Source organism: Vreelandella venusta (assembly GCF_015689495.1).
Lineage (GTDB): Bacteria > Pseudomonadota > Gammaproteobacteria > Pseudomonadales > Halomonadaceae > Vreelandella > Vreelandella venusta.
Window position 1 is genome coordinate 2,429,151 of sequence record NZ_CP065135.1, and the last position, 20,554, is coordinate 2,449,704.

Sequence of the window (20,554 nt, forward strand, 5' to 3'; positions counted from 1 at the left end):
ACGCCCGCCATAAACTGCGCGAAAGACGAGCGCCTGACGACCGTACTTAGTCATTTAATGCATTCTACTCAACAGCTACACACCGAGAAGAGGCAAATGCTTAAGCTTGTGATACTTCAGAGCCAACTCGATGCAATGCCCTAATGGGGATTGCTCAATATTCATGCCCAAAGGGATCACAATAGCTCTCTTGCCTTCATACTCAAATTCACTGGGATATCTCTCTTTGAACGTTTCAATCAAACGCGTTTGGCAGTGAAAAAATACCTTAATCGCATCTGGGTCTTTCGCTTTCCAATCGATGCGAATGGTCGTGCCTCCTTTGACAAGGTAACTCGCCTCCCCCCATTTGAGCACTTCTTCAACTTCGCCCAACGCATCTTCAGCCGCTCTTGTCAGAATAAGTTGCCGCACACGCTCAAGCTGTCGCCGAGCGCTTATCGGATAGGTTTCAAACTTAGCCTGAACAGCTGGATTCATGATGATCTTTCCAAGAAATTAACGACATTTAGCATAAACGTTTATTTATTAACTCAATTGTCTATGCTCAATGGTTCAAGCATCAGACTGCCCGCGTTGCCATAAATTGACCATTGCCGACTGGCACAGTGCACGTGGCGAAATCAGGGTCCGCCGACACCAGTTCTATAAAAGCCGCCATTTCATCAGCATGGGAAGTGGCATTATCCACCACCAGAAGCCCACCACCTTTCAAGACCCGCTTAATATGCGGCCACCACGGCACATACTCAGAACGATTAGAGTCGAGAAAGAGCAGATCGAACGAAGAATCCTCCACGCTTTCCAACAACCCGCCAGCCTCACATTGCAGCGATGTAATGTAGTCAGAAAGACCCGAGCGCTCAAAATTCGTGGCTGCCAGATCGAACTTATATTCGGCAAGTTCTACCGTCGTGACGTGCCCACCAATCTTCTGAGCTGCTTGGGCAAACCACAAAGTGGAATAGCCATTAGAGGTACCAATCTCCAGCACTCGTTTTGCGTTCGTGGCATGGGTAAGTACTGAAAGAAACTCCCCCGTATCACGAGTGATATTCAACATACGGCGCGGACGATCAGCAATGGCAGCATCGTTTTCCTGGCCAAATTGCTCTAACTCAGTTAGCAACTCACGTAATGATTCAACCACACTTGCCCCCTTAGCAATCTACATAGCTTTAAAAACGAGAGCCGACTGATCAGGCTCAGAAGGTGGTAAAACATCATGCCCACCTAACTTAGAAACCTAACGTTTTTAGCTTAACGCACATAATGCACTTCGCCAGATTGATCGAAAGCTCACCGATGACGTTGACGCAGCGAAGACAACGGCATCCTAGTGACGCGCCTAGTTAGCTGCTCCCAAGCATGTACGCACGAAGCTGCCGCTCCTCTCGCATAACATAAAGGATCAGAATCTGTTTCTCATCCTCACGATAAAAAATGCGACAGGGTGGAACCACTATCTCCCTGTATACCGAATTGGGGAGCTCAGGAGGAATCCGTCCAGATCGGGGGAAATTTTCCAAACGCTCGGTCTTATCGAAAACGTCTTGGACCAGATGGCTTGCGGCAGCAGGATTATCCAGAGCAATGTACTCAGCGATGGCATCCAGTTCTTGAAGGGCAGGCTCTGTCCAAATTACTTCAGCCATTTACTCATCTTCTCCCTGGCCTCACTTTGGCTGTACGTTCTTCCCTCAAGTACAGCGCGCTCTCCCCGCGAAAGCCCCTCAAGCAGCTCTAATCGGCGCTGCATAAACTCGTAATCTTGTACATCGACAAGGTATGCGGATGGCTTGCCATGTTCAGTGATCAGTACCGGCTCTTTCGAAAGATGCAGGTCTGCCAAGATTTTTGTGGCTTGGCGTTTAAGGTTGGTAACAAGCTCAACTTTCATGGGCACACTCTGAGTCAGACTGATAGTGGCACTATAGTATCACTTTGCGAGCGCAGCAATCACAGCTAACGCCCGCCATAAACGGTCAGTGAGACGATGTCCAGCGATCGAAGGGTGCGAATTTGATGGCTTGGTTAGGCATCTTTATCCAGGGCAACTCCGTAAGTGCGAAGCGCGGACTGAACTTGAGACTCTTCAGTAGTCTCTGAGGGATAAAGCCGGTAGCTAGGCGCAACTATTGGCTCTACAGCGCTAGCTCTTACAACGAAGACACTGTGTATTGGATAGCGATCGCCAGCCATCGGGAGAAGTGGACCAACCCAGCGAGAATACTCCGGTTCTGACGGCTTCAGTTCAGTTGCTATGCCAATGATCTTGAAACCTTTTTGGACAAAAACATTAACAAAACTAAGGCAAATCTTCTGATTTGTCCTGACATTCTTCGCTGAGCGAGGTGAGGCAATATTTGCGATCACTATATTCTCGCCATCCGCCACAGCAAAGACTTCCTTCGGCGACACATTCGGCTGCCCGTTTTCGTCACTTGTGGCTAACCAACAGAGCACGCTTCGCTCTACAGATTCACGAACTTCGGTAGTCATTAGGTCTGACACGGTCTTTTCCTCGAACGCATAACAGGTGTTATACGGCACGCTTTATCATTGAGTGAACGTGCTAACACTTTCTAAAATCACCAACCGCCTATTACACAGGCCACTTATTACGCAGGTCGTTTGGCCAGCAGCGCCCACACGCCCGCTGAAGAAAGTAATGTTCCGCCCACAATATTGAAACGGCGCTGGGCGCGGCGTGAGGCAAGCATCTTGCGCACGGATGAGGCAAACACCGCGTAAAGCGTGGCATTGAGTGTCGCTAACGCCACAAAGGTGACCGCCAAAATCCACAACTGCTGCTCCGCATTAGCACCAGGGCTAACAAATTGCGGCAAAAAGGCGACGAAGAAGATGATGCCCTTGGGGTTCAGTGCCGTTACCAAATAGGTATTGGTGAACAGCTTCCAGCGCGCCCCTGATACCGCAGGGGTTACCGGCTGAACCGACGATATCCCGGCACGCAACAGCTTTATCCCCATATAGAGCAGATATAAACCGCCGATCCATTTGATAACGGTGAACCAAAACGCCGAAGCGGCCAACACAGCACCCAAGCCAAGCAGTGAAAAAGCCAGCGCCGTGGAATCGCCCAGAGCAACCGCAGCGACAAGTGGAATATTAGCGCGTCGACCTTGGGCGATGGAGTAGCTGACAACCGTCAAAATCGTCGGCCCAGGAATAGCGAGCAAGGCCACGGATGCAAGCGCAAAGGCAAACCAAATTTCGATAGACATGGGACAGCACCTTAGACGTGATAATGACTAAGTTAGCATAAGCCGCAATAGGCTGGAGTCCCCCATTAGTCCCCCTGAGCCCCCTCATTACTTTGACGATATGAGCGCCCCTGATGGTTGTTCTCGCACTATTTTTAACTAAATAAACACAAAACGTTGACGAAATATAAAAATGTAGATATTTTTTAAGCGTAGGTTCTCTGTTTGATTCAGTTCTTTTTCACCCTTTTGCTAAAGAGAGGCGTCCAATGAACGCTCCAGCCACTATCCCCGCACAGCAGCATCATGGTTTCACCCTTGGCCGCTCACCGCAGTCGGACCGTTTACTGCAACTGAGCTTCCCTAAGGAAACAGTGAAAGCGTTTCTTGACGCCGTGTCGGAATGGCCGGTTCAGGCACTGGAATATAAGTCTTTCCTGCGTTTTCGAGTGGCCAAGATTCTTGATGACCTGTGCAAGAACACCCTTCAGCCGGTGTTGATTGAGACCATGGTGGATCGGGATACCGGGGCATTTCTGGTGACACCGGAGGGGCTGGATCAGGTTGAGCAAGCTGATGATATGGTGATATTCGCCACGGCGGTGGCTCACCTGATGGGCCGCTCTAACTACGACGCTATGAGTGGCCAGTACTATGCGCGTTTTGTGGTCAAGAACGTCGATAACTCAGACAGTTACCTACGTCAGCCACACCGTGTGATGGAGCTGCATAACGACGGTACGTTCGTGGAGCAGGACACCGATTACGTGTTGATGATGAAAGTTGACGAACAGAACATGCAAGGCGGTAACTCGTTACTGTTGCACCTTGATGACTGGGAAGGGTTAGACAGTTTCTACTCTCACCCATTGGCGCGTCGTAACATGCGCTGGACCGCGCCACCGAGCAAGAATGTTGATCGCGATATCTACCACCCCGTGTTCGATGTGGACACCGAGGGTCGCCCGATCATGGCCTACATTGACCAGTTCGTTCAGCCGAAGGACTTTGAAGAAGGCAATTGGCTAGCTGATCTGTCTGATTCGCTGGAAGGTAGCCAACATCAGCTATCGGTTCCGGTCGCTACTGGCAGCTTCCTTTTGATTAACAATCACTTCTGGCTACATGGGCGCGATCGCTTCACCCCGCACCCTGACCTGCGTCGTGAGTTGATGCGTCAGCGTGGCTATTTCACCCATGCCAAAACACTACGTCAGCCGCGTCAGGTATAATCATTTAGAATAAGCTGGCCACCGCCATGACGGTGGCCATTTTCCCTTGGCTACCGAGACGCCTATGTACGACTACATTATTATCGGGGGCGGCATTCTTGGGCTGTCGACTGCCATGCAGCTGATCCGCGCCTATCCTGACAAGAAGATGCTGCTGGTTGAGAAAGAGGATGGCCCTGCCCGCCATCAAACAGGCCACAACAGTGGCGTGATTCATGCAGGAGTTTACTACACGCCAGGCAGTTTAAAGGCGCGTTTTTGTTTAGAGGGTAACCTCGCCACCAAGGCGTTTTGTGACGAACATAGCATTGCCTACGACGAATGCGGCAAGCTGCTAGTCGCCACGAATGACCTCGAACTCCAGCGTATGAAAGCACTGTGGGAGCGTACAGAGGCTAATGGCTTGGAACGGTATTGGCTGACGGCAGAAGAACTGCAAGAACGTGAGCCTAACATCACCGGCGTCGGTGGTATCTTTGTTCCTTCCAGCGGTATCGTCAATTACGCTGAAGTGGCTGCCGCCATGGGCCGCGAATTTGAAGCCGCTGGCGGTGAAATCCGTTACACCACGTCAGTCACCGGCTTAAGTGAGCGCCCCAATGAGGTGGTGGTATCTACCAGCCAGGGGGATTTCTCTACCCGCTACATGGTGTCCTGCTCTGGCCTGATGGCAGACCGCGTGGTACGTATGCTGGGTATCGAGCCAGACTTCACGATCTGTCCGTTCCGCGGTGAGTACTTCCGCCTGCCCGCGCAGCACAATCAAATCGTTAATCACCTGATCTACCCAATTCCTGACCCTTCGATGCCGTTTCTTGGTGTTCACCTGACACGCATGATTGACGGCAGCGTGACGGTCGGCCCCAACGCTGTGCTAGCCTGGAAACGTGAAGGCTATCGAAAGACCGATGTGTCGCTATCCGACACGCTAGCCATGCTGCGCCACCGCGGCATCCGCCAGGTGCTGAAAGACAACCTGCGTCCTGGGCTTTCCGAGTTTAAGAACTCAATCTATAAAAAAGGCTACCTGCAGCAAGTGCGTAAGTACTGCCCAAGCTTAACGCTTGCTGATCTTGAGCCTTACCCGGCTGGCGTGCGCGCCCAAGCGGTGTCCAACGATGGCAAGCTGGTCGATGACTTCCTGTTCGTCAACACGCCGCGTACTGTCAACGTGTGTAACGCACCCTCGCCTGCGGCGACGTCTGCCATTCCCATTGGGGCGTATATCGTCGAGAAAGTTAAGCAGCAGGTTGGCGATAGCGCCGCCGTAGTGAGCTAAGAGCCCACCAAGCTGATTAGTAACAAGCCTATTTCGGGCGCATAGTTTGCGTCCGAAATAGGCTTAAGCAGTTACTTAACCAACGCCGCGTAACGCCATCAGCATAGCCTGCATCATAAGAGAAGAGTCCCTCCTGAGCGGCACTGGCTGCCCCATTGCCATAAATCCAGACGACCGATACAAACCAGCTGCCGCCTCATTACTGGTTGTAACGTCAAGCGCGATACGCTCACACTCTTTATCTATCGCCCAGGTTTTAATTTTACCCAGAAGCGCCTTGGCAATGCCTTTCCCTCTTGCCGCAGGCGAAACCCACATTTGATAGATGTGAGCGGTTTCCACCTCTGGTACATGTATCACTCCCCAAGCAAGCCCCACCGCCCGGCCACCCTGCTCGGCCACTAACGGAAAAGCCACAAGCCCCCGCGCGCTAAGATCTAAGCGCGCCCGCCAATCAGCATCCGACAATGTAGATTCCTGCTGGTAAGTAGCGCCAAATGAGTCAGCGGAATCCTTGAGTGATTCCAGCCTAACGGACTTATACAGCGCCCAATCTTCTGGGGTTACTACTTTGATGTTGAAATTTTTCATTTAAGGGATGGGCTGCATGGTGTGTGGTGCTTAGGGAATGAAGGCAGCAAGCCAGCGTTAAGACATTAATACACAGAAACAGGCCGCCATCAAAGGCGACCCATGGCATTAAAAGGCGATAATTTGGCCATCAGCGGGGATAGACACACGATCCTGGATCCCAACTTCTTGCACGTAATCAGACAACTCTTCACGGCTTAATGTCATATGGTTCACCGCGCCCATATGCACCGCGATGATCGCCGCATTAGGGGCTGCCTGATGCATACGCAGCGTATCTTGCTTCCCCATGATGATTGGGTCACCTGAAAAGCCTGTGATCTCTGCGGCGCCGGCATTCACGACAATCACCTCGGGATTATAACGCGCCAGCGTCTGCTCAACTTCATCGCGCCAGATGGTGTCACCCACCAAGTAGGTGGTTTTGTGCTCAGGGGCTTCGAAAACCACCCCCATCACCTCACCGAGCAATTGGGCCAGTTCAGGAACTGCATAGAGGGTGTCAGAGCCATGTTGGCCGCCCGTTTTATGCAGTGTCACTCCACCAAATTCAACTTTACCGTCCAAAATGCGCACATCATTGAATCCCTGTGAGCGTATCAGCTCAGCATCGGTGGCATTCTGTGTAAATAGCGGCAGGTCTTTGGGCAACAGCTGCTGGGCAACATCGTCCCAGTGATCGAGGTGTGTGTGAGTAACGATAATGGCATCGACACCGTCGATTATCTCCTCAACGGGCATAGGCAGCCCCACCAGCGGGTTGCGTAACTCGCTACGGTAGGTATTTTCAAAGCCAGGATAAGTGCCCTGCTCAGCCAGCATCGGGTCCACCAAAAAGGTGGTGTCCCCATAGCTAACCTTCATTGTTGCATTGCGAATCTGCTGCAGCTTTTGCGTCGCTCCCTGAGCGTTTGAATCCGCCAAGGAGTTACCGGTAATGAGCCCTGTTGTGAGGACAGGAGAACTGGATAAGGTTTTGATAGGCATCTAATGACTTCCTTCAATACGCTGCTGGATTGGTAGACAACAGTGTAGAGAGAGACAACCGTCAAAAAAATTGGCCTGAAAGTCAGTGTTCGAAAGTTTTGGGCCACCATGGTAAGGTTAAGTTAAGAACAGCTAAGGAATTACCCATGTCCTTACCCCGCGTAGGTTTAATTCTCCATCCCCGTATCACTCCTTTTCATTTCTCGGTGCCCTATACGGTGTTCGGCATGGCCTTTCCTGATCGCTCACTCTTCGATCTGTCCATCGTTGCAGCTTGGGAAGATTCGCCAGAGAGTGATGAGGTGATGACAATAAAGCCCAACGGCGGCTTAACGCTCTTGGATAACGTGGATATAGCCGTAGTCCCTGGCTGGCATGACCTGGATGAACCGCCACCGTCTGAGCTGGCCGAGGCGCTTGTCCGCTGCCATGAACGGGGCGCTCATGTGGTGGGTCTTTGTTACGGCACGTATGCACTGGCGTACGCTGGACTGCTCGACGGCAGGCGGGCATCAACTCACTGGGTCGCCGAGCAGGACTTTAGTGACCGATTCCCAAGGGTCAAGCTAGACACCAATGCGCTTTATGTGGAGGAGGATCGTTTAGTCACGTCCGCAGGCACGGCGGCAGGCCTAGATTGCTGCTTATTCCTGGTGCGCGAGTATTACGGCGCAACGATTGCCAACAAGATTGCCCGTATTATGGTGGTTCCCCCGCACCGCGAAGGTGGGCAGGCGCAGTTCATTGAGCAACCGGTTGCCATTTCCACTCAAGACGCCCATATCAATCGCTTATTGGATTATTTGAGAGAAAACCTAGTCGGCTCGCATCGCATCGATGAGCTAGCGGCTCGAACCTCCATGAGCAGACGCACCTTTACGCGCCACTTTCAAAAAGCAACCGGAATGACGGTGGTGGAATGGCTTGTCAATGAGCGCCTACGGCGCGGGCGCGAGCTGCTGGAAACCACCTCCCTGTCGGTGGAAGCGATTGCGGAACAAGTTGGCTTTCATACGGCAACGTCTTTCCGTCAACATTTTAGGCAACATCATCAAGTCAGCCCACGCGACTGGCGTAAAACTTTTGGCGGCAACTCCAAGTAGGAGAGTTTTTCCTTACACCAATATGGGTTCTTTTTAGCGTCTAAAAATGGGTATTCTCTACTAGATAGTCAATTAATAAGCGGCAATGGCGTCGAACACGATGATCGCCAGTAAAAACCACACTGATGTCTTGCTTAGGTAAACGCCAATCTGGAAATAGTTCGACGAACTCTCCGCTTTGTAGCTGCTCTTTAATAACCCACTCAGGAAGAATCGCAACACCTAAATCAGATTGAACCATGGACCTGATTGCGATGGAGGAGTTGGCGCTAAATTTTGCTGAAAACTTTAGTTGAAAGATCTGTTTATCACCACTGTGTAGCGTCCATTGGTTGGGCGTTTTGAGATTACTGTTAGCGATCCACGGCGCTGTTTTTAAATCCTCTAATGAGGATAAAGGGTTTTGTGCTAACCAATTGGCGGAGCACACTATCATAGTAGAGAAGCTGCCAAGCTTACGACTCTTTAGGGCTGAATCATCGAGCGTTCCTAGTCTTACGGCAAGATCAATTTTCTCATTCAATAATTTATTGAGTGATGAGTCAGCATGAAAACTGATATTGAGCTCTGGATGAACATGACAAAACTCACCAATCAGCGGAATAAGAAATACCTCGCCAAATTCGACGGTGGACGAGACCCTTAAGTGTCCGGTTAAGGAGTGATGCTTTTCAACAACATTGTCTAATGATGAGTGAATATCAGAGAAGATATTTTTAAAATCGTTATAAAGTAACTCTCCCGCCTCGGTCATAATGAATCCGCGTGAGTTACGAATAAGCAATGGTACATTGAGCGAGTCTTCCAACGATTTTATATGGATACTAACCATGGCTTTACTAATAAACAATTGATTGGCTGCCTTAGTAAAAGAGCCACTATCCACCACAGTAATAAACGTATGAATACGTTTAATTTCATTAAACATCATCGTTTACCCTGATTTAACTCAGCGTTTATTTTAAACAGCTAACAGTCCCAAGTCAAATGCTTTAAAATTCTCGTAATTAAATTTACACCAGGATCACCAATGGCTTATCGTTATCGTATCGCGCTTATTTTCTTGCTCGGATTTTTTATTGATTGTATTAATATTTTTATGTCAGCGATTGCCCTTCCGGATATTGCTCAAGAGTTATCAATTTCAGAGTCGAGCGTGACTTGGGTTGCCAATAGCTACATTTTAGGATTAACGCTGATTATTCCGATTAGTAATTGGTTAGCGAGCAAGTTTGGTGCGAGGCAAACGATGACCGTGTCGATGCTAGTATTCTCGCTCGGCGCACTGTGTTCAGGTATGACGAATGAATTTTACTCGCTCGTCTTTTTTCGCTTCCTTCAAGGCGTGGGAGGAGGTTTACTGATACCAGTAGGCCAGGCGCTGGCTTTTAATTTATTTAAAAATAAAGAAAGAAGCAAAATATCAACACTCATTATGAGTATTGCATTAATTGCTCCGACTATTTCACCCAGTATCGGCGGTATCATTGTTGATTATTCATCTTGGCGCTGGGTCTTTCTCAGCAACATTCCCTTTAGTTTATTGGCCGCTATATTGTCTGCTTATTGGATTCGCTCTGAAACCAAAAAAGCGCTACCACCAGATATGAAAGGACTTCTATTTGTTAGTACTTCACTCGCAACATTACTCATCGGACTTTCTATTTATGCAAATGCGAGTTCGAAACTACTGCCAATATTATTTCTCATCGTAGGATTGGGGTTCAGCGTTCTCTACTTACACCATTATCGTAAAACCACGCATGCCATTCTTGATTTGAGTGTATTTAAAAATACGCATATGCGTTTTTCTGTATTGGTGTATTTAGCGGTGCCGGGCGTCTTCACAGGAGTAAACTTACTGAATATCTTCTTTCTTCAAGAGGTATTAGGCTGGTCTGCTCAAAAAACGGGGATGTTGATGGTGCTTTACGGGGCTGGCTCATTAGTTGCGATTACCGTAGGTGGTAGACTCTATAATCGCATTGGCGCTCGCTCACTATTTTTGTTTGGTATGTTGGCACATTCTGCCGGTATTGCTGTGCTATTTTTTGTTGGCCACCATTCCAACATTCCGTTACTTATTATTGCGTATTTATTGATGGGCTTAGGAGGCGGTGTGAGCGCCAATACGGCACAAACTACCGCGATGATGGATTTTGACGAAGCAACATTAATCAAGGCCAGCGCAGTTTGGAACCTCAACCGTCAGATGTCTTTTAGCCTTGGCGCCGCTTTTTTCACTCTTCTGTTCAATGTACTGCAGCACTACGCCAATGATATGTCGGCGTATCAACTGACATTCCTGCTCGCTGCTTTTATTGGCGTCACTCCTTTACTCATCATAAAACAACTTAATCGTAAGCCAAACGAGGATATATCATCATGCTACCCGAAAAAGAGTTAATCGCCGTTGCCCATCGTAGTGTTCTAGATCTGCACGTGTGGATTCAAGATGTATTCACAGGAAGCGCCGAGCAAGATGCTTCGTTAGAGAAGCTTATCAGTAGCTTTTGTCCATCTTTTACCATGGTGACAACATCAGGTAGCGTAATGGACCAATCTCAAGTGGATGCATTGTTTCGCAACAATAAAGGTACACGCCCCTCACTTTCAATCCTCATTGAACAATATGAAACATTACTCGTCAGCGCAGACAGCGTTGTCCTGCGTTATCGCGAAATCCACCAAGAAGCCGAGGCAAGTTCGTCTCGTTATTCCGTTGTTATCATTGATATAAAAGATAGCAAGCCTCTATGGCGATACCTGCAGGAAACTGCCGACCTCACCCCAGATTGAGTATCACTGCACTTTAGAATCCAACCCTATGGGCAAGCAGCTCTGTGGGAACGCCATGTTGTCATGGATGTTTTCGAGATGAATGTTTGAATGAGCATTAGTCCACCAGTCTTCATCTTGCTCAGTTTTCAAACCCTATAGTAGGACTAACACCTGAACTAAGCCGACCGCTTGGAGCGCATGATCAAGGGGGAGCGAAAAGCGTGGTCGGCTCGCATCGCATCGATGAGCTAGCCGCTCGAACCTCCATGAGCAGACGCACCTTCACGCGCCACTTTCAAAAAGCAACCGGAATGACGGTGGTGGAGTGGCTTGTCAATGAGCGCCTACGGCGCGGGCGCGAGCTGCTGGAAACCACCTCCCTGTCAGTGGAAGCGATTGCGGAACAAGTAGGCTTTCATACGGCAACGTCTTTCCGTCAACATTTTAGGCAACATCATCAAGTCAGCCCACGCGACTGGCGTAAAACTTTTGGCGGCAACTCCTGAGTTGTGTCTGGCTAGCATTGCCCCGCTCTGCCGTTAACCGCGCTGATAGGTTTTTGGTTAATTGACAAGAGCCATCTTCAAGTCTCGTCGCATTTTCAGCGCTATCCCATAAATTCGTTAAACGACGGTTTAGGCCAAGCCGTCGTTATCGGCCAAAAGCGGTCTTTTAGGTATCACTGATGTAGCGATTTATAACGCCCGCATTACGGGCTGGTTTGTAGTGGCAGCGCAAAACCAGTCCCGGCACACGCGATTTAAAGGTTGTCAGAAAGGAACCTGACAAAGTGCATTTCGAGGCCGTTGCAGCGGCCCTTCAATCGTAGCCGATAGCGTATCAAGCGCGCATAACCGTGTTCCAATCTATACTGTGGCCAGCCGCTTCGAGCTCACGCGCAAGTGCCTCTTCCAGCTACCGTTGCTGTCCATCGTCTCCAACACAACTGTTGTCAACGCACTGAATCAAGAATAGTTAAAACACTAGGCAAGCGCCGGTACGACAACGCATACGCCGCACCTCGCTTAGTGAACGCGCAAACCTTCCGTCTGATAAAGCAGATTGACTTCTACCACCCGTCCTTCTAACAGGTGGCAATACTGACGAGTCTTGCCCGCTTCCTGGCGCGATCGCACCTCGCCGCCTTCCTGCTCACAGTAATTGACGGCAACCTGCTGCGCCTGGTTAGCGCCATCAGTAGTACCTAGGGTCGAACATCCCGCCAGTGCCATCCCTATCAAAACCAACAGGCCATAACGAGCCATGTGCTTCTCCCTTTGCATTGTTACGTTGAACAGTGATTATTAGCAGCGCAAAACCCGCTGATATTCTTTCATTATAGTCAACGTTCGGACTTTCTTGGCATGGCAGCCAGAAATGATGACCTGCTTCTAATATGTCGAAAGTCAGGTTGAATACGCTATCCCCCTGCCACCATCAAGGCGCTGCCAGCGCGTGACCGATTGGGTACGTTGATCACTTTTGTGATCCAATCCCCCGTTCTTGCCAGCGCGTTTAAATCAATGCCTGACTCGATTCCCAAACCCTCAAGCATATACACCACATCTTCGCTGGCCACATTGCCAGAAGCTCCTTTGGCATAGGGGCAGCCCCCCAAACCGGCGACGGAACTATCAATAACGCTTAGGCCCTCTTCCAGCATCGCATAGAGATTCGCAAGTGCTTGGCCGTAGGTATCATGACAGTGGGCGGCCAGGTTATTTATTGGCACCTGAGCGGCAACAGCCGCCAACATATGTTTGGCTTTTGATGGCGTTCCGGTGCCGATCGTATCGCCCAGTGATACCTCATAGCAGCCCATCTGGTATAGCGCCTTGGCAACTCGCGCCACCTGTAAAGGCGCGATCTCCCCCTCATAAGGGCAGCCAAGCACGCAGGAAATATATCCCCGTACACGTAGCCCGGCCTGGCGCGCATGCTCTACCACCTGCTCAAAACGCTCGAGCGACTCGGCGATAGAGCAGTTTATGTTCTTGTGAGAAAAGGCTTCACTTGCTGCGCCAAATACGGCGACTTCGTCAACATCGCACTCAATCGCTGCCTCAAGGCCTTTCAGGTTAGGTGTCAAGGCTGAATAGACAACGCCAGGGCGTCGCTCAACGCCCTGCATTATTTCCCGATGGTCGGCCATTTGCGGCACCCAGCGAGGCGACACAAAGCTCGCCGCCTCGATATTTGCACAACCCGCCTCCACCAGGCGCTTGATAAACGCAAGCTTCAGGTGAGTAGGCACAAACGTCTGTTCATTTTGCAAACCGTCGCGCGGACCGACCTCGACCAGGCGCACAGAGGATGGCAAGGCCATGTTGTCTCCTTAGCCGTTACGCAGCTGTTCAAGCAGTTGCTGGGCGATATCCACACGCACCTTACCGCCATCCACAAGCAGCGCTGCGATACGATCAACTTCATCGTTCTCGGCCCCGGCCATTACCGCAATATTTTTAGCATGCAGTGCCATATGGCCCTTCTGAATGCCGGTGGTCGCCAGCGCCTTAATGGCGGCAAAATTCTGCGCCAAACCCACCGCGACAATAATACGCGCCAAGCGATCCGCTGTTTTAACGCCCAGAATATCAAGACAGTGCCGAGCACTAGGGTGCGATCGAGTAGCGCCGCCTACCAAGCCTACCGGCATAGGCATTTCTAAGGTACCGGTCAGGTTCCCTTCGCTATCGGCTTCCCAATGTGTCAAGGAACGGTAACGCCCCGTGCGAGCGGCGTAGGCATGAGCACCCGCTTCTACCGCGCGGGTATCGTTGCCCGTTGACAGCACGACAGCGCTAACTCCATTCATGATGCCTTTGTTGTGGGTAGCTGCCCGGTAAGGGTCCTGGTCTGCGAAGCGATACGCGTTGAGCATACCGTCACGTACCGACTCCCCGCCAAGATCTTCAAGTTTCCAGGTAGCACGTGCGCGAGCAATGCGTCGATCAGCGAGGTTGGACAGAATACGCAGACAGCTGCGACCACCGCTCCACTCCGCTAGAGAAGGCGCGACAGCTTCCGCCATCGAGTTGACAGCATTGGCACCCATGGCGTCACGCACATCCACCAGCAGATGAACGATCAGCATGTTGTTGAGAACGCGCACTTCCAGGTCACGGAACCCCCCACCGTGCTGGAGCAGTACTGGGTCGGTTGCATCACAAATGCTTTTTACCTGTTCGAATTCGGAAAGCAGCCGAAGGCGTGCAAACTCGGGGTTAGGCACATCCAGCAACTGCACCTGCGCAATCATGATGGGTTCTGATGTATCGGTATGAAACCCGCCCGACGCGCGACACTGCCTGGCCGCATTACACACGGCGGCGACCACGGAAGACTCTTCGGTCGCCATGGGTACCAGCTGTTCCTCATCATCAATAATCAAATTGGTGGCAACGCCGATTGGCAGGTTCAGCGTACCAATGACGTTTTCGATCATGGCATCGGCAGTGGCCGACGAGATATTGCCCGTATCAGAGAAATGCGTGCGAACCTCGCTGCCGAGCTCAGCTATTTCGATGACTTTCTCAAGCCGCTCGCTGGGAGTAAGCTGATAAAAACCAGGAATGCGGGATGTGCTGTGTGCCATGAATAATGCCTCTGATCAATTGAGGTTGAATAAGTAAATGTGCCTGACGTGTACGATTTACCAAGAGTCAGCATATGCGTCAGGCATGGATCCAAACGGATTAAGCGATTAGCCCTAAAAGCCACGGTGCGGCATAAAGCGTCATGAACTGCACGCCATAGTTGACGCCCCAACGGTTGAGTAGACCTGCCATCAGTGCCAGCACCATCACGCCCAAAATGCCCATTACTCCGGCATCCATATAGGCAAGCAGCATGACCAGCGAGAAGAACATCGCCAGGAACGCTTCGTGAGGAATGTGCTTGAACACAAAGATGCAGATACGCCGTGCGTACCGAACCGCAATCGGGTAGGTAATCAGCAAAGCGACACCGGCACCCAAAATGCTGGCGATGGTAATTTCGGAAAAACTCATCAAGTGGTGAGCATTCTGCTCGAGCGTCAGTACCGGCGGTGCGTTGAAGAAAGCGTTGCCTGGGCCAATCGCCATCGGGCTCATCGGTATGCCTAGTGCCGCTAAGGGAATCAAGATGCCCGCGATGTAAGAGGCGTTGGTGACGGCATCCATTGAAGATAGCGCGCGACTAGCCTTATTGACCGTACCTTTCACCCAGCTCGACATTACTTCACCCAGAAAGATCGTGATGCCGACCGGGCTCATGAAGAATGTGACCGAACCCAGGACAGAGCTAGCTGCGGCCGAGGCGCTTTCCTGACGCGTCAGAATGCGAAATGGATTGGGTAGCTGCCCTTTCTCATCGTTACCGTAGATCTGGATCTGCTTAGGCTCAGACTCCGCCATTTTATGGCGCTCACTGTTGACCGTGAGCTGTGCCAGATTAAACATCATCGGGCCAATGGTGATGCCCAAGAAGAACGAGATGAATACAGTCTGCCCTTCCGGAATGACGCCCATCCCCCAATACAGGTGCCGCAAGCCCTGAATCAATGCTGCCAGTAGCACAATACTGATCAGGCTGATGACTTTCTCCTTGCTCATCAGAGCAAGAAATACGGCCCCGCCAAAGAATATCTGGCTGGCATACTGGCCAAGCACATCGGCTAGGGGTGTCAATAGAAAAGCCAGAAACAGACTAATGGGGATTGCCACCAGCGTACCGATGACCGAACCGGACGCCATTTTACGAATCGCCAGGGTGGCATGACCTTCACGCTTCAAGATCAGTGCGTGCTCAACCATAGGTGCCGACATCACCCCTCCCGGTATACCGGCTACCGAAACGGGAATGGAGTCGGTCAGCTTCTTGGCAACAATGGCCGCCATAAAGAAAGCCAGCACCACGGGAAGCGGTATGCCCGCGACCACCAGCGCCAGCGTTACCGGAGCCAGTACGGCGGTTTCATCGGTACCCGGTGCAACACCGATCGCGGTATAAACGATGACGGCAATGATCGCAGCCGCCAACATTTGAAGTAATAAGACGGGATCCATGACTACTTATCCTCACCGGTTTGCAGCTGCCGCTTAGGGCGAAATAGCAGCGCATTGATGAAGAAGCCCAGAATAGCGCCGCTCAACCCAAGAATAAGAGGAAGCGGAGGCTGCGCTGGAGCAAGCAGATAGCCGCCTAGTGTTAACGGCGTCGAAATACACAGTGACAGCAGAAGATCTCTCCCACTCACCGAGTCATCCCACACATTGAGAAACCGATTCTTCTTTTCAGACATAGCGTGTCTCCTTGAATTTATTATGGATGTGTCTTTTTTAATGGAGCACATGATGGGTAAACTTGCTGAGTACTGATAGGTACAGTTGGCGAGATTGTACGAAGTACTGTACCCATCAAAAGACAGGTACACTGATTTCACCGGGCTTAACCCGTTTTGCGGAAGATACGGATCATGTCGAAATCCAGGCACGTGGCCGACACCATTATCAAGGCTATCAACGAAGGCCGCCTTGCCCCAGGTGCTAGGCTCGCTTCTATACGCGAAGCTGCCCGGCAGCATGGAGTGTCAAAAAACACCATTGTGGATGCTTATGATCAGTTAATTGCGCTGGGCAGGTTGCGTGCCCGCCAAGGGGCAGGCTTTTTTGTTACGCAGCCCCCCGCGCTTGAAGCGCGGGAAAAGACCTACGAGCTAAAGGAAGCCGTCGATAGCGTCTCGCTTCTGAGGGAGCAGTTGGTAGGTAACTTTCAGGTACGGGTAGGCGACGGCCGAGCGCCCGCCAGCTGGATGGGCGGCGCGGCGCTTGCGCGGCAAGCCAAGCGATTAACGTCTATCGGCAATGATGATATCGAGTACGGTGCTCCTCAAGGGTATCTCCCACTGCGTGAAACGATTGCCAGGGTGTTGGCTGGGCGCTCCATCCACGCCTCCTATGAACAGGTATTGCTGACCTTCGGCGCCAATCATGCCTTTGATCTTATTATTCGCCACCTAATCGCCCCAGGCGACCGCGTCCTGGTAGAAACGCCCGGCTATTACCCGCTGTTTGGCAAGCTGCGCCTGGCCAAGGCCAAGCTGATTGGCGTTTCCCGCAGCCACGATGGGCTGGACCTAGATGACCTGGAGCGCAAGATTATTCAATATCGCCCCAATGTTTTCTTTCTCCAGCCTAATGCCCATAACCCGACGGGCTCTACCCTTTCACTTAACCAGCTGTATCGGCTACTGACACTCGCAGAACGCTACAACCTGATTCTGGTAGAAGACGACACCTTCGCTGATCTACTCCACCGAGGAAGCGCTCACTTGGCAGCACTGGATGATCTGAGTCGCGTGATTTACGTCGGTACGTTTTCCAAGACGCTTTCCACCGGCATTCGCTCGGGTTACTTGGCGGCCAACCCTGGGCTGGTTAATGCACTTACCGATATCAAAATGGTGACTGTCGTTAACAGCTCCACCTTCAGCGAGCGCCTGATTCACGACATGATTGCCCACGGGCGTTACCGCCGTCACCTGGTACAGCTTCGCGAACGTATTACCAAGGCCAGTGCCAGTACGATTACTGCATTGAAAGAAGTGGGACTTGAGAATATAGAGGGGCCTGGTGAAGGTTATTACTTATGGGCGCGCCTGCCGAATAATATCGACGCGATGCAACTTGCCAAAATAGCCTCGGACGAAGGTATTTTCATCGCGCCTGGCAGTATCTTTTCACTACGCCCTAATGGGCCGGATGCATCGTCTATGCGTATGCATATTGCCTATGCCAATGATCATCGGTTTTTGGGGTTTCTTGAGCGTTTTTTGGGGTAGGGTTGGGCTACTGGTAAGTCTAAAACTATAAGCAAACATATAAATCTAAAAGATTTTATATGCAAACTCGAAAAGTATACCGTTGCGTATACCAGTGCCCCTATGCGCAAGCCGCTAAAAGAAAAGCTTATCATTGGATAATATCAATCACTGCTAATTCTGTTTGTGGCATATATGGGCTGCTTACGGCCAAGAGCGGTCTTTTAGGCAGTGCTGATATAACGCCAGCAATAAACGGCGGCTATTACTCAGCAAAGCGGAGAAAAAGCCAGCCGGTGGATGCCCATTGGGTCGGAATAAATTTAATTGCCTTGTTATGTGCTTGTCCTACTCGTCTGGCTCCGGGTGTGCCAAAACCAAGAATCCATCATCTAACGAACTGCTTCTATAGTGTTCAAAATGGGCATGCAGTGCATCGATGACGTCATCAGCTAAGGCCTCTTTTGGTAATTTATACCAAGTCGTTGTAGCACCTCTCTGAAAGTCATCTTTCACTTCAAGATTTATAGAAAGAACCAGGTCATTCAGTTCATCATTTATTATACTACTTCCTCGCTATGGGACTTGATCGAAGCCATTCAAAGTTCAATTTGCACATAACTCCTGCAGCACGCGTGACCTTGGAATAGAGCCGAAGGCGCAATAGAAAGGGCGTCGCTGTGCCTGCACTTGTTAGCCAAGATGCGTTTCCGCGAACGACATTACCCAAGAAATCATATCCTCAACATCCTTCTTAGCGAAATCGTCCCACTTGCCATGAGCGGCAGAGTTCCTGATATCAGCAAGAGCGGTCAAACGCTTCTGAGTAAGCTTGTTGTAGACATTTTCTTTAGCTAATTGGGAGTTCATGTAGTCTAGCTTTGGTTTGTCGGGAAGCTCGATGGAATGGCTTATACATAGCTTACGCAGGTTATCTTCAATGACAGCACCTGCAACCACTGCCGCTGGTCCAATATAGCCAGCGTCAAGCAGCTCAGAAGCTTGTTCCAGAAGATCAGAAAACATTTCTGCTGCTACAAGATTTTTTACATCTTGAATGTATCCATATTCAAGATCTTCCTGAGCTGCCTTCAGTATTCCGATACCACGAACGAAAGGGGAATAAGTTACGCCTTTCTCGAAGCAAGTTTCAAATAATGAATAATGCTCGCTATCTCTTCCGAAAGCTTTTCCTAGGATGCTCTTTGCGTTTGCATGCCACTGATTCGCGGCTTCTGAGTCTACTGTCGCATCGAATCCTATAAAATTTGACGGGGGAGACTGCTTGGTATTTTTAATTTCCAGGCCACGATCAATCAGTTGCTGTAGCCGCTGGAGTATCTTTTCATCTGCGTTCATATGCACTCGTAGGTTTCATGGCTAACGCCTAGCTCAAGCGCGCGGAAACGCGTCGATTTGGAGCCACTTGTTAGATTTCTCTACAGTTAATATTAGTCCGCCTGTGCAGATCACAACCTTTTTCTGAAACTTGGTTGCAAATAGCGTCAATCTCTCTTTCAAGACGCTCGCCAGTGATGAGGCCATCTGATTGCTTTTCATACACACTAGAAAGCTGCTCTTCGATGCGCTCGAAATCCTGACTAAGCGGGCCAACAATTTCTGTCCTATTACCAACACCCTGAAATTCAGGTGAATAGTTTTGATCACGCTTCCGCTCGAGACTTCGCTCCAATTCTCTGAGCTTCTCGACAACGTAATTAACAGTACGTTGGTCAGCTGGGACGCCCAACGCAATTTGGTTAGCTGCAGTATCATCCAATCCCAACCTAAGAAACTCACGCACCAACGTTCTTGTTGCCGTCGGATTAGGCGGAAAGCCAGCTTGCTTAAGATACTCGATCCAGATATCACCTACGTTTCTTCCGTTTTGTGTGGGGCGACTGAAAAAGCGATGATCATAATCATGGTTTGCCATAGCTTCCGCATCCAATATTGTCTGACTGAGAATGGCAACGGAGTTCTCTTCCTCTTGAGCATCGAAATACTGGTTTGCCTTCTCAATCCTCCTCTCAAGTCGTTGTTGTTCTTCCTCCAACACAGATATACGCCTTTCTCTTTCGAATCTTGCACTCTCTTGAGTTTCAAACGCTGCAACTTTGTTCATGAGTTCCAGTTTTAATACTTCACAAGTTTCCAATGATTTGCGACGTCCATCTAGCCAGAATCCAAAGATAGTCAATAGAATTCCAGTTATGGCAATTCCAGTTCCGATCTGCCAACGCTTTGATTCGCTCATCTCCCTGCCCTATGTAATGTAAACATTGAGGACCTTCCGGAAATCTAACAGCGTATTAGACGGAACGTTCTATGATTGAAGGAACGTGCCGGCACTTTTTTCCGGCTAATGCCGCCTGCCAGATTTTCCCAAGCCTATGATTTTTAATTATATTAATTTTTATTAGGCAGCATATTCAAAATTCGCGCGCCTGCTGCATTTCCTGGCATGTCCGCTTGGGGTCGAACCCTGACTGTAAGTTAACCTTAGCGCATGAAGAGCGTGAGTTGAGCCATTCTTTGACCTCCACCTAATG

Annotated in this window: 23 protein-coding genes; 7 read left to right on the forward strand and 16 right to left on the reverse strand. The window is 50.3% G+C overall.

The annotated features are described in order from the left end of the window. Positions 1 to 75: 75 nt before the first annotated feature. The 6 genes from IR195_RS11720 to IR195_RS11745 all read right to left on the reverse strand — a co-directional run bounded on the left by IR195_RS11720 (position 76) and on the right by IR195_RS11745 (position 3,248). On the reverse strand, positions 76 to 480 hold the full coding sequence (locus IR195_RS11720) for a DUF1801 domain-containing protein (RefSeq protein ID WP_125748698.1): 405 nt from the start codon (positions 478 to 480) through the stop codon (positions 76 to 78). Between the two features lie 82 nt (positions 481 to 562). Beyond that, positions 563 to 1,150 carry an O-methyltransferase gene (locus IR195_RS11725; RefSeq protein ID WP_206047623.1) on the reverse strand — a complete coding sequence of 196 codons (588 nt, stop codon included), beginning with the start codon at positions 1,148 to 1,150 and terminating at the stop codon, positions 563 to 565. Between the two features lie 202 nt (positions 1,151 to 1,352). Continuing rightward, positions 1,353 to 1,655 (reverse strand): type II toxin-antitoxin system RelE/ParE family toxin, encoded by a 303-nt coding sequence (locus tag IR195_RS11730; protein WP_206047624.1) that lies wholly within the window; start codon positions 1,653 to 1,655, stop codon positions 1,353 to 1,355. Continuing rightward, positions 1,643 to 1,900, reverse strand: coding sequence for a type II toxin-antitoxin system Phd/YefM family antitoxin (locus IR195_RS11735; protein ID WP_095603088.1), 258 nt, complete (start codon positions 1,898 to 1,900; stop codon positions 1,643 to 1,645). Before IR195_RS11735 ends, IR195_RS11730 begins: the two co-directional genes overlap by 13 nt. A 134-nt stretch (positions 1,901 to 2,034) precedes the next feature. Further along, a complete protein-coding gene (locus IR195_RS11740; protein WP_241006711.1) occupies positions 2,035 to 2,514 on the reverse strand; it encodes a pyridoxamine 5'-phosphate oxidase family protein in 480 nt (159 codons plus the stop codon). A gap of 107 nt (positions 2,515 to 2,621) precedes the next feature. Then, positions 2,622 to 3,248, reverse strand: coding sequence for a LysE family translocator (locus IR195_RS11745; protein ID WP_206047625.1), 627 nt, complete (start codon positions 3,246 to 3,248; stop codon positions 2,622 to 2,624). 248 nt (positions 3,249 to 3,496) lie between these two features. Between IR195_RS11745 and glaH the strand changes: the two genes are divergently transcribed. Together glaH and lhgO are read left to right on the forward strand one after the other, a co-directional pair. Beyond that, on the forward strand, positions 3,497 to 4,459 hold the full coding sequence (gene glaH / locus IR195_RS11750; protein WP_125748740.1) for a glutarate dioxygenase GlaH: 963 nt from the start codon (positions 3,497 to 3,499) through the stop codon (positions 4,457 to 4,459). A gap of 64 nt (positions 4,460 to 4,523) precedes the next feature. Then, positions 4,524 to 5,738, forward strand: a complete 1,215-nt coding sequence (lhgO, locus tag IR195_RS11755) for an L-2-hydroxyglutarate oxidase (RefSeq protein WP_146944894.1) — start codon at positions 4,524 to 4,526, stop codon at positions 5,736 to 5,738. A 75-nt stretch (positions 5,739 to 5,813) separates the two neighbouring features. On the opposite strand, the gene IR195_RS11760 is transcribed toward lhgO, so the two are convergent. Together IR195_RS11760 and IR195_RS11765 are read right to left on the reverse strand one after the other, a co-directional pair. Then, the gene (locus IR195_RS11760) at positions 5,814 to 6,329 is read right to left on the reverse strand and encodes a GNAT family N-acetyltransferase (RefSeq protein ID WP_206047626.1); all 516 of its coding nucleotides are present in this window, start codon (positions 6,327 to 6,329) and stop codon (positions 5,814 to 5,816) included. Positions 6,330 to 6,437: 108 nt separating this feature from the next. Continuing rightward, on the reverse strand, positions 6,438 to 7,316 hold the full coding sequence (locus IR195_RS11765) for an MBL fold metallo-hydrolase (protein ID WP_206047627.1): 879 nt from the start codon (positions 7,314 to 7,316) through the stop codon (positions 6,438 to 6,440). Between the two features lie 146 nt (positions 7,317 to 7,462). On the opposite strand from IR195_RS11765, the gene IR195_RS11770 reads away from it, so the two are divergent. Next, entirely contained in the window at positions 7,463 to 8,419 is a 957-nt protein-coding gene (locus IR195_RS11770; protein WP_206047628.1) for a GlxA family transcriptional regulator, read from the forward strand. Between the two features lie 40 nt (positions 8,420 to 8,459). Here the strand turns inward: IR195_RS11770 and IR195_RS11775 are convergent, their stop codons facing one another. After that, entirely contained in the window at positions 8,460 to 9,350 is an 891-nt protein-coding gene (locus tag IR195_RS11775) for a LysR family transcriptional regulator (protein ID WP_206047629.1), read from the reverse strand. Positions 9,351 to 9,449: 99 nt separating this feature from the next. Between IR195_RS11775 and IR195_RS11780 the strand changes: the two genes are divergently transcribed. The 3 genes from IR195_RS11780 to IR195_RS11790 all read left to right on the forward strand — a co-directional run bounded on the left by IR195_RS11780 (position 9,450) and on the right by IR195_RS11790 (position 11,706). Further along, on the forward strand, positions 9,450 to 10,826 hold the full coding sequence (locus IR195_RS11780) for an MFS transporter (RefSeq protein WP_206047630.1): 1,377 nt from the start codon (positions 9,450 to 9,452) through the stop codon (positions 10,824 to 10,826). Then, positions 10,805 to 11,218: a hypothetical protein gene (locus tag IR195_RS11785; protein WP_206047631.1), complete on the forward strand. Its 414-nt coding sequence runs from the start codon at positions 10,805 to 10,807 to the stop codon at positions 11,216 to 11,218. The genes IR195_RS11780 and IR195_RS11785 overlap by 22 nt, the downstream gene beginning before the upstream one ends. Positions 11,219 to 11,421: 203 nt before the next feature. Further along, positions 11,422 to 11,706, forward strand: a complete 285-nt coding sequence (locus tag IR195_RS11790; protein ID WP_241006712.1) for a helix-turn-helix domain-containing protein — start codon at positions 11,422 to 11,424, stop codon at positions 11,704 to 11,706. A 519-nt stretch (positions 11,707 to 12,225) separates the two neighbouring features. Here the strand turns inward: IR195_RS11790 and IR195_RS11795 are convergent. From IR195_RS11795 to IR195_RS11815, 5 genes are all read right to left on the reverse strand, one after another. Further along, on the reverse strand, positions 12,226 to 12,465 hold the full coding sequence (locus tag IR195_RS11795; RefSeq protein WP_089038588.1) for a DUF333 domain-containing protein: 240 nt from the start codon (positions 12,463 to 12,465) through the stop codon (positions 12,226 to 12,228). A 155-nt stretch (positions 12,466 to 12,620) separates the two neighbouring features. Next, the gene (locus tag IR195_RS11800; RefSeq protein WP_206047632.1) at positions 12,621 to 13,526 is read right to left on the reverse strand and encodes a hydroxymethylglutaryl-CoA lyase; all 906 of its coding nucleotides are present in this window, start codon (positions 13,524 to 13,526) and stop codon (positions 12,621 to 12,623) included. Positions 13,527 to 13,535: 9 nt separating this feature from the next. Next, positions 13,536 to 14,795: a hydroxymethylglutaryl-CoA reductase, degradative gene (locus IR195_RS11805; RefSeq protein ID WP_206047633.1), complete on the reverse strand. Its 1,260-nt coding sequence runs from the start codon at positions 14,793 to 14,795 to the stop codon at positions 13,536 to 13,538. 100 nt (positions 14,796 to 14,895) lie between these two features. Then, on the reverse strand, positions 14,896 to 16,248 hold the full coding sequence (locus IR195_RS11810; protein WP_172421015.1) for a tripartite tricarboxylate transporter permease: 1,353 nt from the start codon (positions 16,246 to 16,248) through the stop codon (positions 14,896 to 14,898). Positions 16,249 to 16,250: 2 nt separating this feature from the next. After that, positions 16,251 to 16,484: a hypothetical protein gene (locus IR195_RS11815; RefSeq protein WP_089038592.1), complete on the reverse strand. Its 234-nt coding sequence runs from the start codon at positions 16,482 to 16,484 to the stop codon at positions 16,251 to 16,253. 174 nt (positions 16,485 to 16,658) lie between these two features. Here IR195_RS11815 and IR195_RS11820 point away from each other — a divergent pair, with 174 nt between their 5' ends. Then, entirely contained in the window at positions 16,659 to 18,023 is a 1,365-nt protein-coding gene (locus IR195_RS11820; protein WP_206047634.1) for an aminotransferase-like domain-containing protein, read from the forward strand. A gap of 672 nt (positions 18,024 to 18,695) precedes the next feature. Here IR195_RS11820 and IR195_RS11825 read toward each other — a convergent pair. Together IR195_RS11825 and IR195_RS11830 are read right to left on the reverse strand one after the other, a co-directional pair. Further along, entirely contained in the window at positions 18,696 to 19,361 is a 666-nt protein-coding gene (locus IR195_RS11825) for a hypothetical protein (RefSeq protein WP_206047635.1), read from the reverse strand. 70 nt (positions 19,362 to 19,431) lie between these two features. Beyond that, positions 19,432 to 20,259 carry a hypothetical protein gene (locus tag IR195_RS11830; protein WP_206047636.1) on the reverse strand — a complete coding sequence of 276 codons (828 nt, stop codon included), beginning with the start codon at positions 20,257 to 20,259 and terminating at the stop codon, positions 19,432 to 19,434. Positions 20,260 to 20,554 lie beyond the last annotated feature (295 nt).

What these genes read in the sequence shown, in the direction of transcription:
- IR195_RS11720 (WP_125748698.1), bottom strand. Translation starts at nt 480, where the DNA reads ATGAATCCAGCTGTTCAGGCTAAGTTTGAAACCTATCCGATAAGCGCT.
- IR195_RS11730 (WP_206047624.1), bottom strand. Translation starts at nt 1,655, where the DNA reads ATGGCTGAAGTAATTTGGACAGAGCCTGCCCTTCAAGAACTGGATGCC.
- IR195_RS11735 (WP_095603088.1), bottom strand. Translation starts at nt 1,900, where the DNA reads ATGAAAGTTGAGCTTGTTACCAACCTTAAACGCCAAGCCACAAAAATC.
- IR195_RS11745 (WP_206047625.1), bottom strand. Translation starts at nt 3,248, where the DNA reads ATGTCTATCGAAATTTGGTTTGCCTTTGCGCTTGCATCCGTGGCCTTG.
- glaH (WP_125748740.1), top strand. Translation starts at nt 3,497, where the DNA reads ATGAACGCTCCAGCCACTATCCCCGCACAGCAGCATCATGGTTTCACC.
- lhgO (WP_146944894.1), top strand. Translation starts at nt 4,524, where the DNA reads ATGTACGACTACATTATTATCGGGGGCGGCATTCTTGGGCTGTCGACT.
- IR195_RS11760 (WP_206047626.1), bottom strand. Translation starts at nt 6,329, where the DNA reads ATGAAAAATTTCAACATCAAAGTAGTAACCCCAGAAGATTGGGCGCTG.
- IR195_RS11765 (WP_206047627.1), bottom strand. Translation starts at nt 7,316, where the DNA reads ATGCCTATCAAAACCTTATCCAGTTCTCCTGTCCTCACAACAGGGCTC.
- IR195_RS11770 (WP_206047628.1), top strand. Translation starts at nt 7,463, where the DNA reads ATGTCCTTACCCCGCGTAGGTTTAATTCTCCATCCCCGTATCACTCCT.
- IR195_RS11775 (WP_206047629.1), bottom strand. Translation starts at nt 9,350, where the DNA reads ATGATGTTTAATGAAATTAAACGTATTCATACGTTTATTACTGTGGTG.
- IR195_RS11780 (WP_206047630.1), top strand. Translation starts at nt 9,450, where the DNA reads ATGGCTTATCGTTATCGTATCGCGCTTATTTTCTTGCTCGGATTTTTT.
- IR195_RS11785 (WP_206047631.1), top strand. Translation starts at nt 10,805, where the DNA reads ATGCTACCCGAAAAAGAGTTAATCGCCGTTGCCCATCGTAGTGTTCTA.
- IR195_RS11795 (WP_089038588.1), bottom strand. Translation starts at nt 12,465, where the DNA reads ATGGCTCGTTATGGCCTGTTGGTTTTGATAGGGATGGCACTGGCGGGA.
- IR195_RS11800 (WP_206047632.1), bottom strand. Translation starts at nt 13,526, where the DNA reads ATGGCCTTGCCATCCTCTGTGCGCCTGGTCGAGGTCGGTCCGCGCGAC.
- IR195_RS11805 (WP_206047633.1), bottom strand. Translation starts at nt 14,795, where the DNA reads ATGGCACACAGCACATCCCGCATTCCTGGTTTTTATCAGCTTACTCCC.
- IR195_RS11810 (WP_172421015.1), bottom strand. Translation starts at nt 16,248, where the DNA reads ATGGATCCCGTCTTATTACTTCAAATGTTGGCGGCTGCGATCATTGCC.
- IR195_RS11815 (WP_089038592.1), bottom strand. Translation starts at nt 16,484, where the DNA reads ATGTCTGAAAAGAAGAATCGGTTTCTCAATGTGTGGGATGACTCGGTG.
- IR195_RS11820 (WP_206047634.1), top strand. Translation starts at nt 16,659, where the DNA reads ATGTCGAAATCCAGGCACGTGGCCGACACCATTATCAAGGCTATCAAC.
- IR195_RS11825 (WP_206047635.1), bottom strand. Translation starts at nt 19,361, where the DNA reads ATGAACGCAGATGAAAAGATACTCCAGCGGCTACAGCAACTGATTGAT.
- IR195_RS11830 (WP_206047636.1), bottom strand. Translation starts at nt 20,259, where the DNA reads ATGAGCGAATCAAAGCGTTGGCAGATCGGAACTGGAATTGCCATAACT.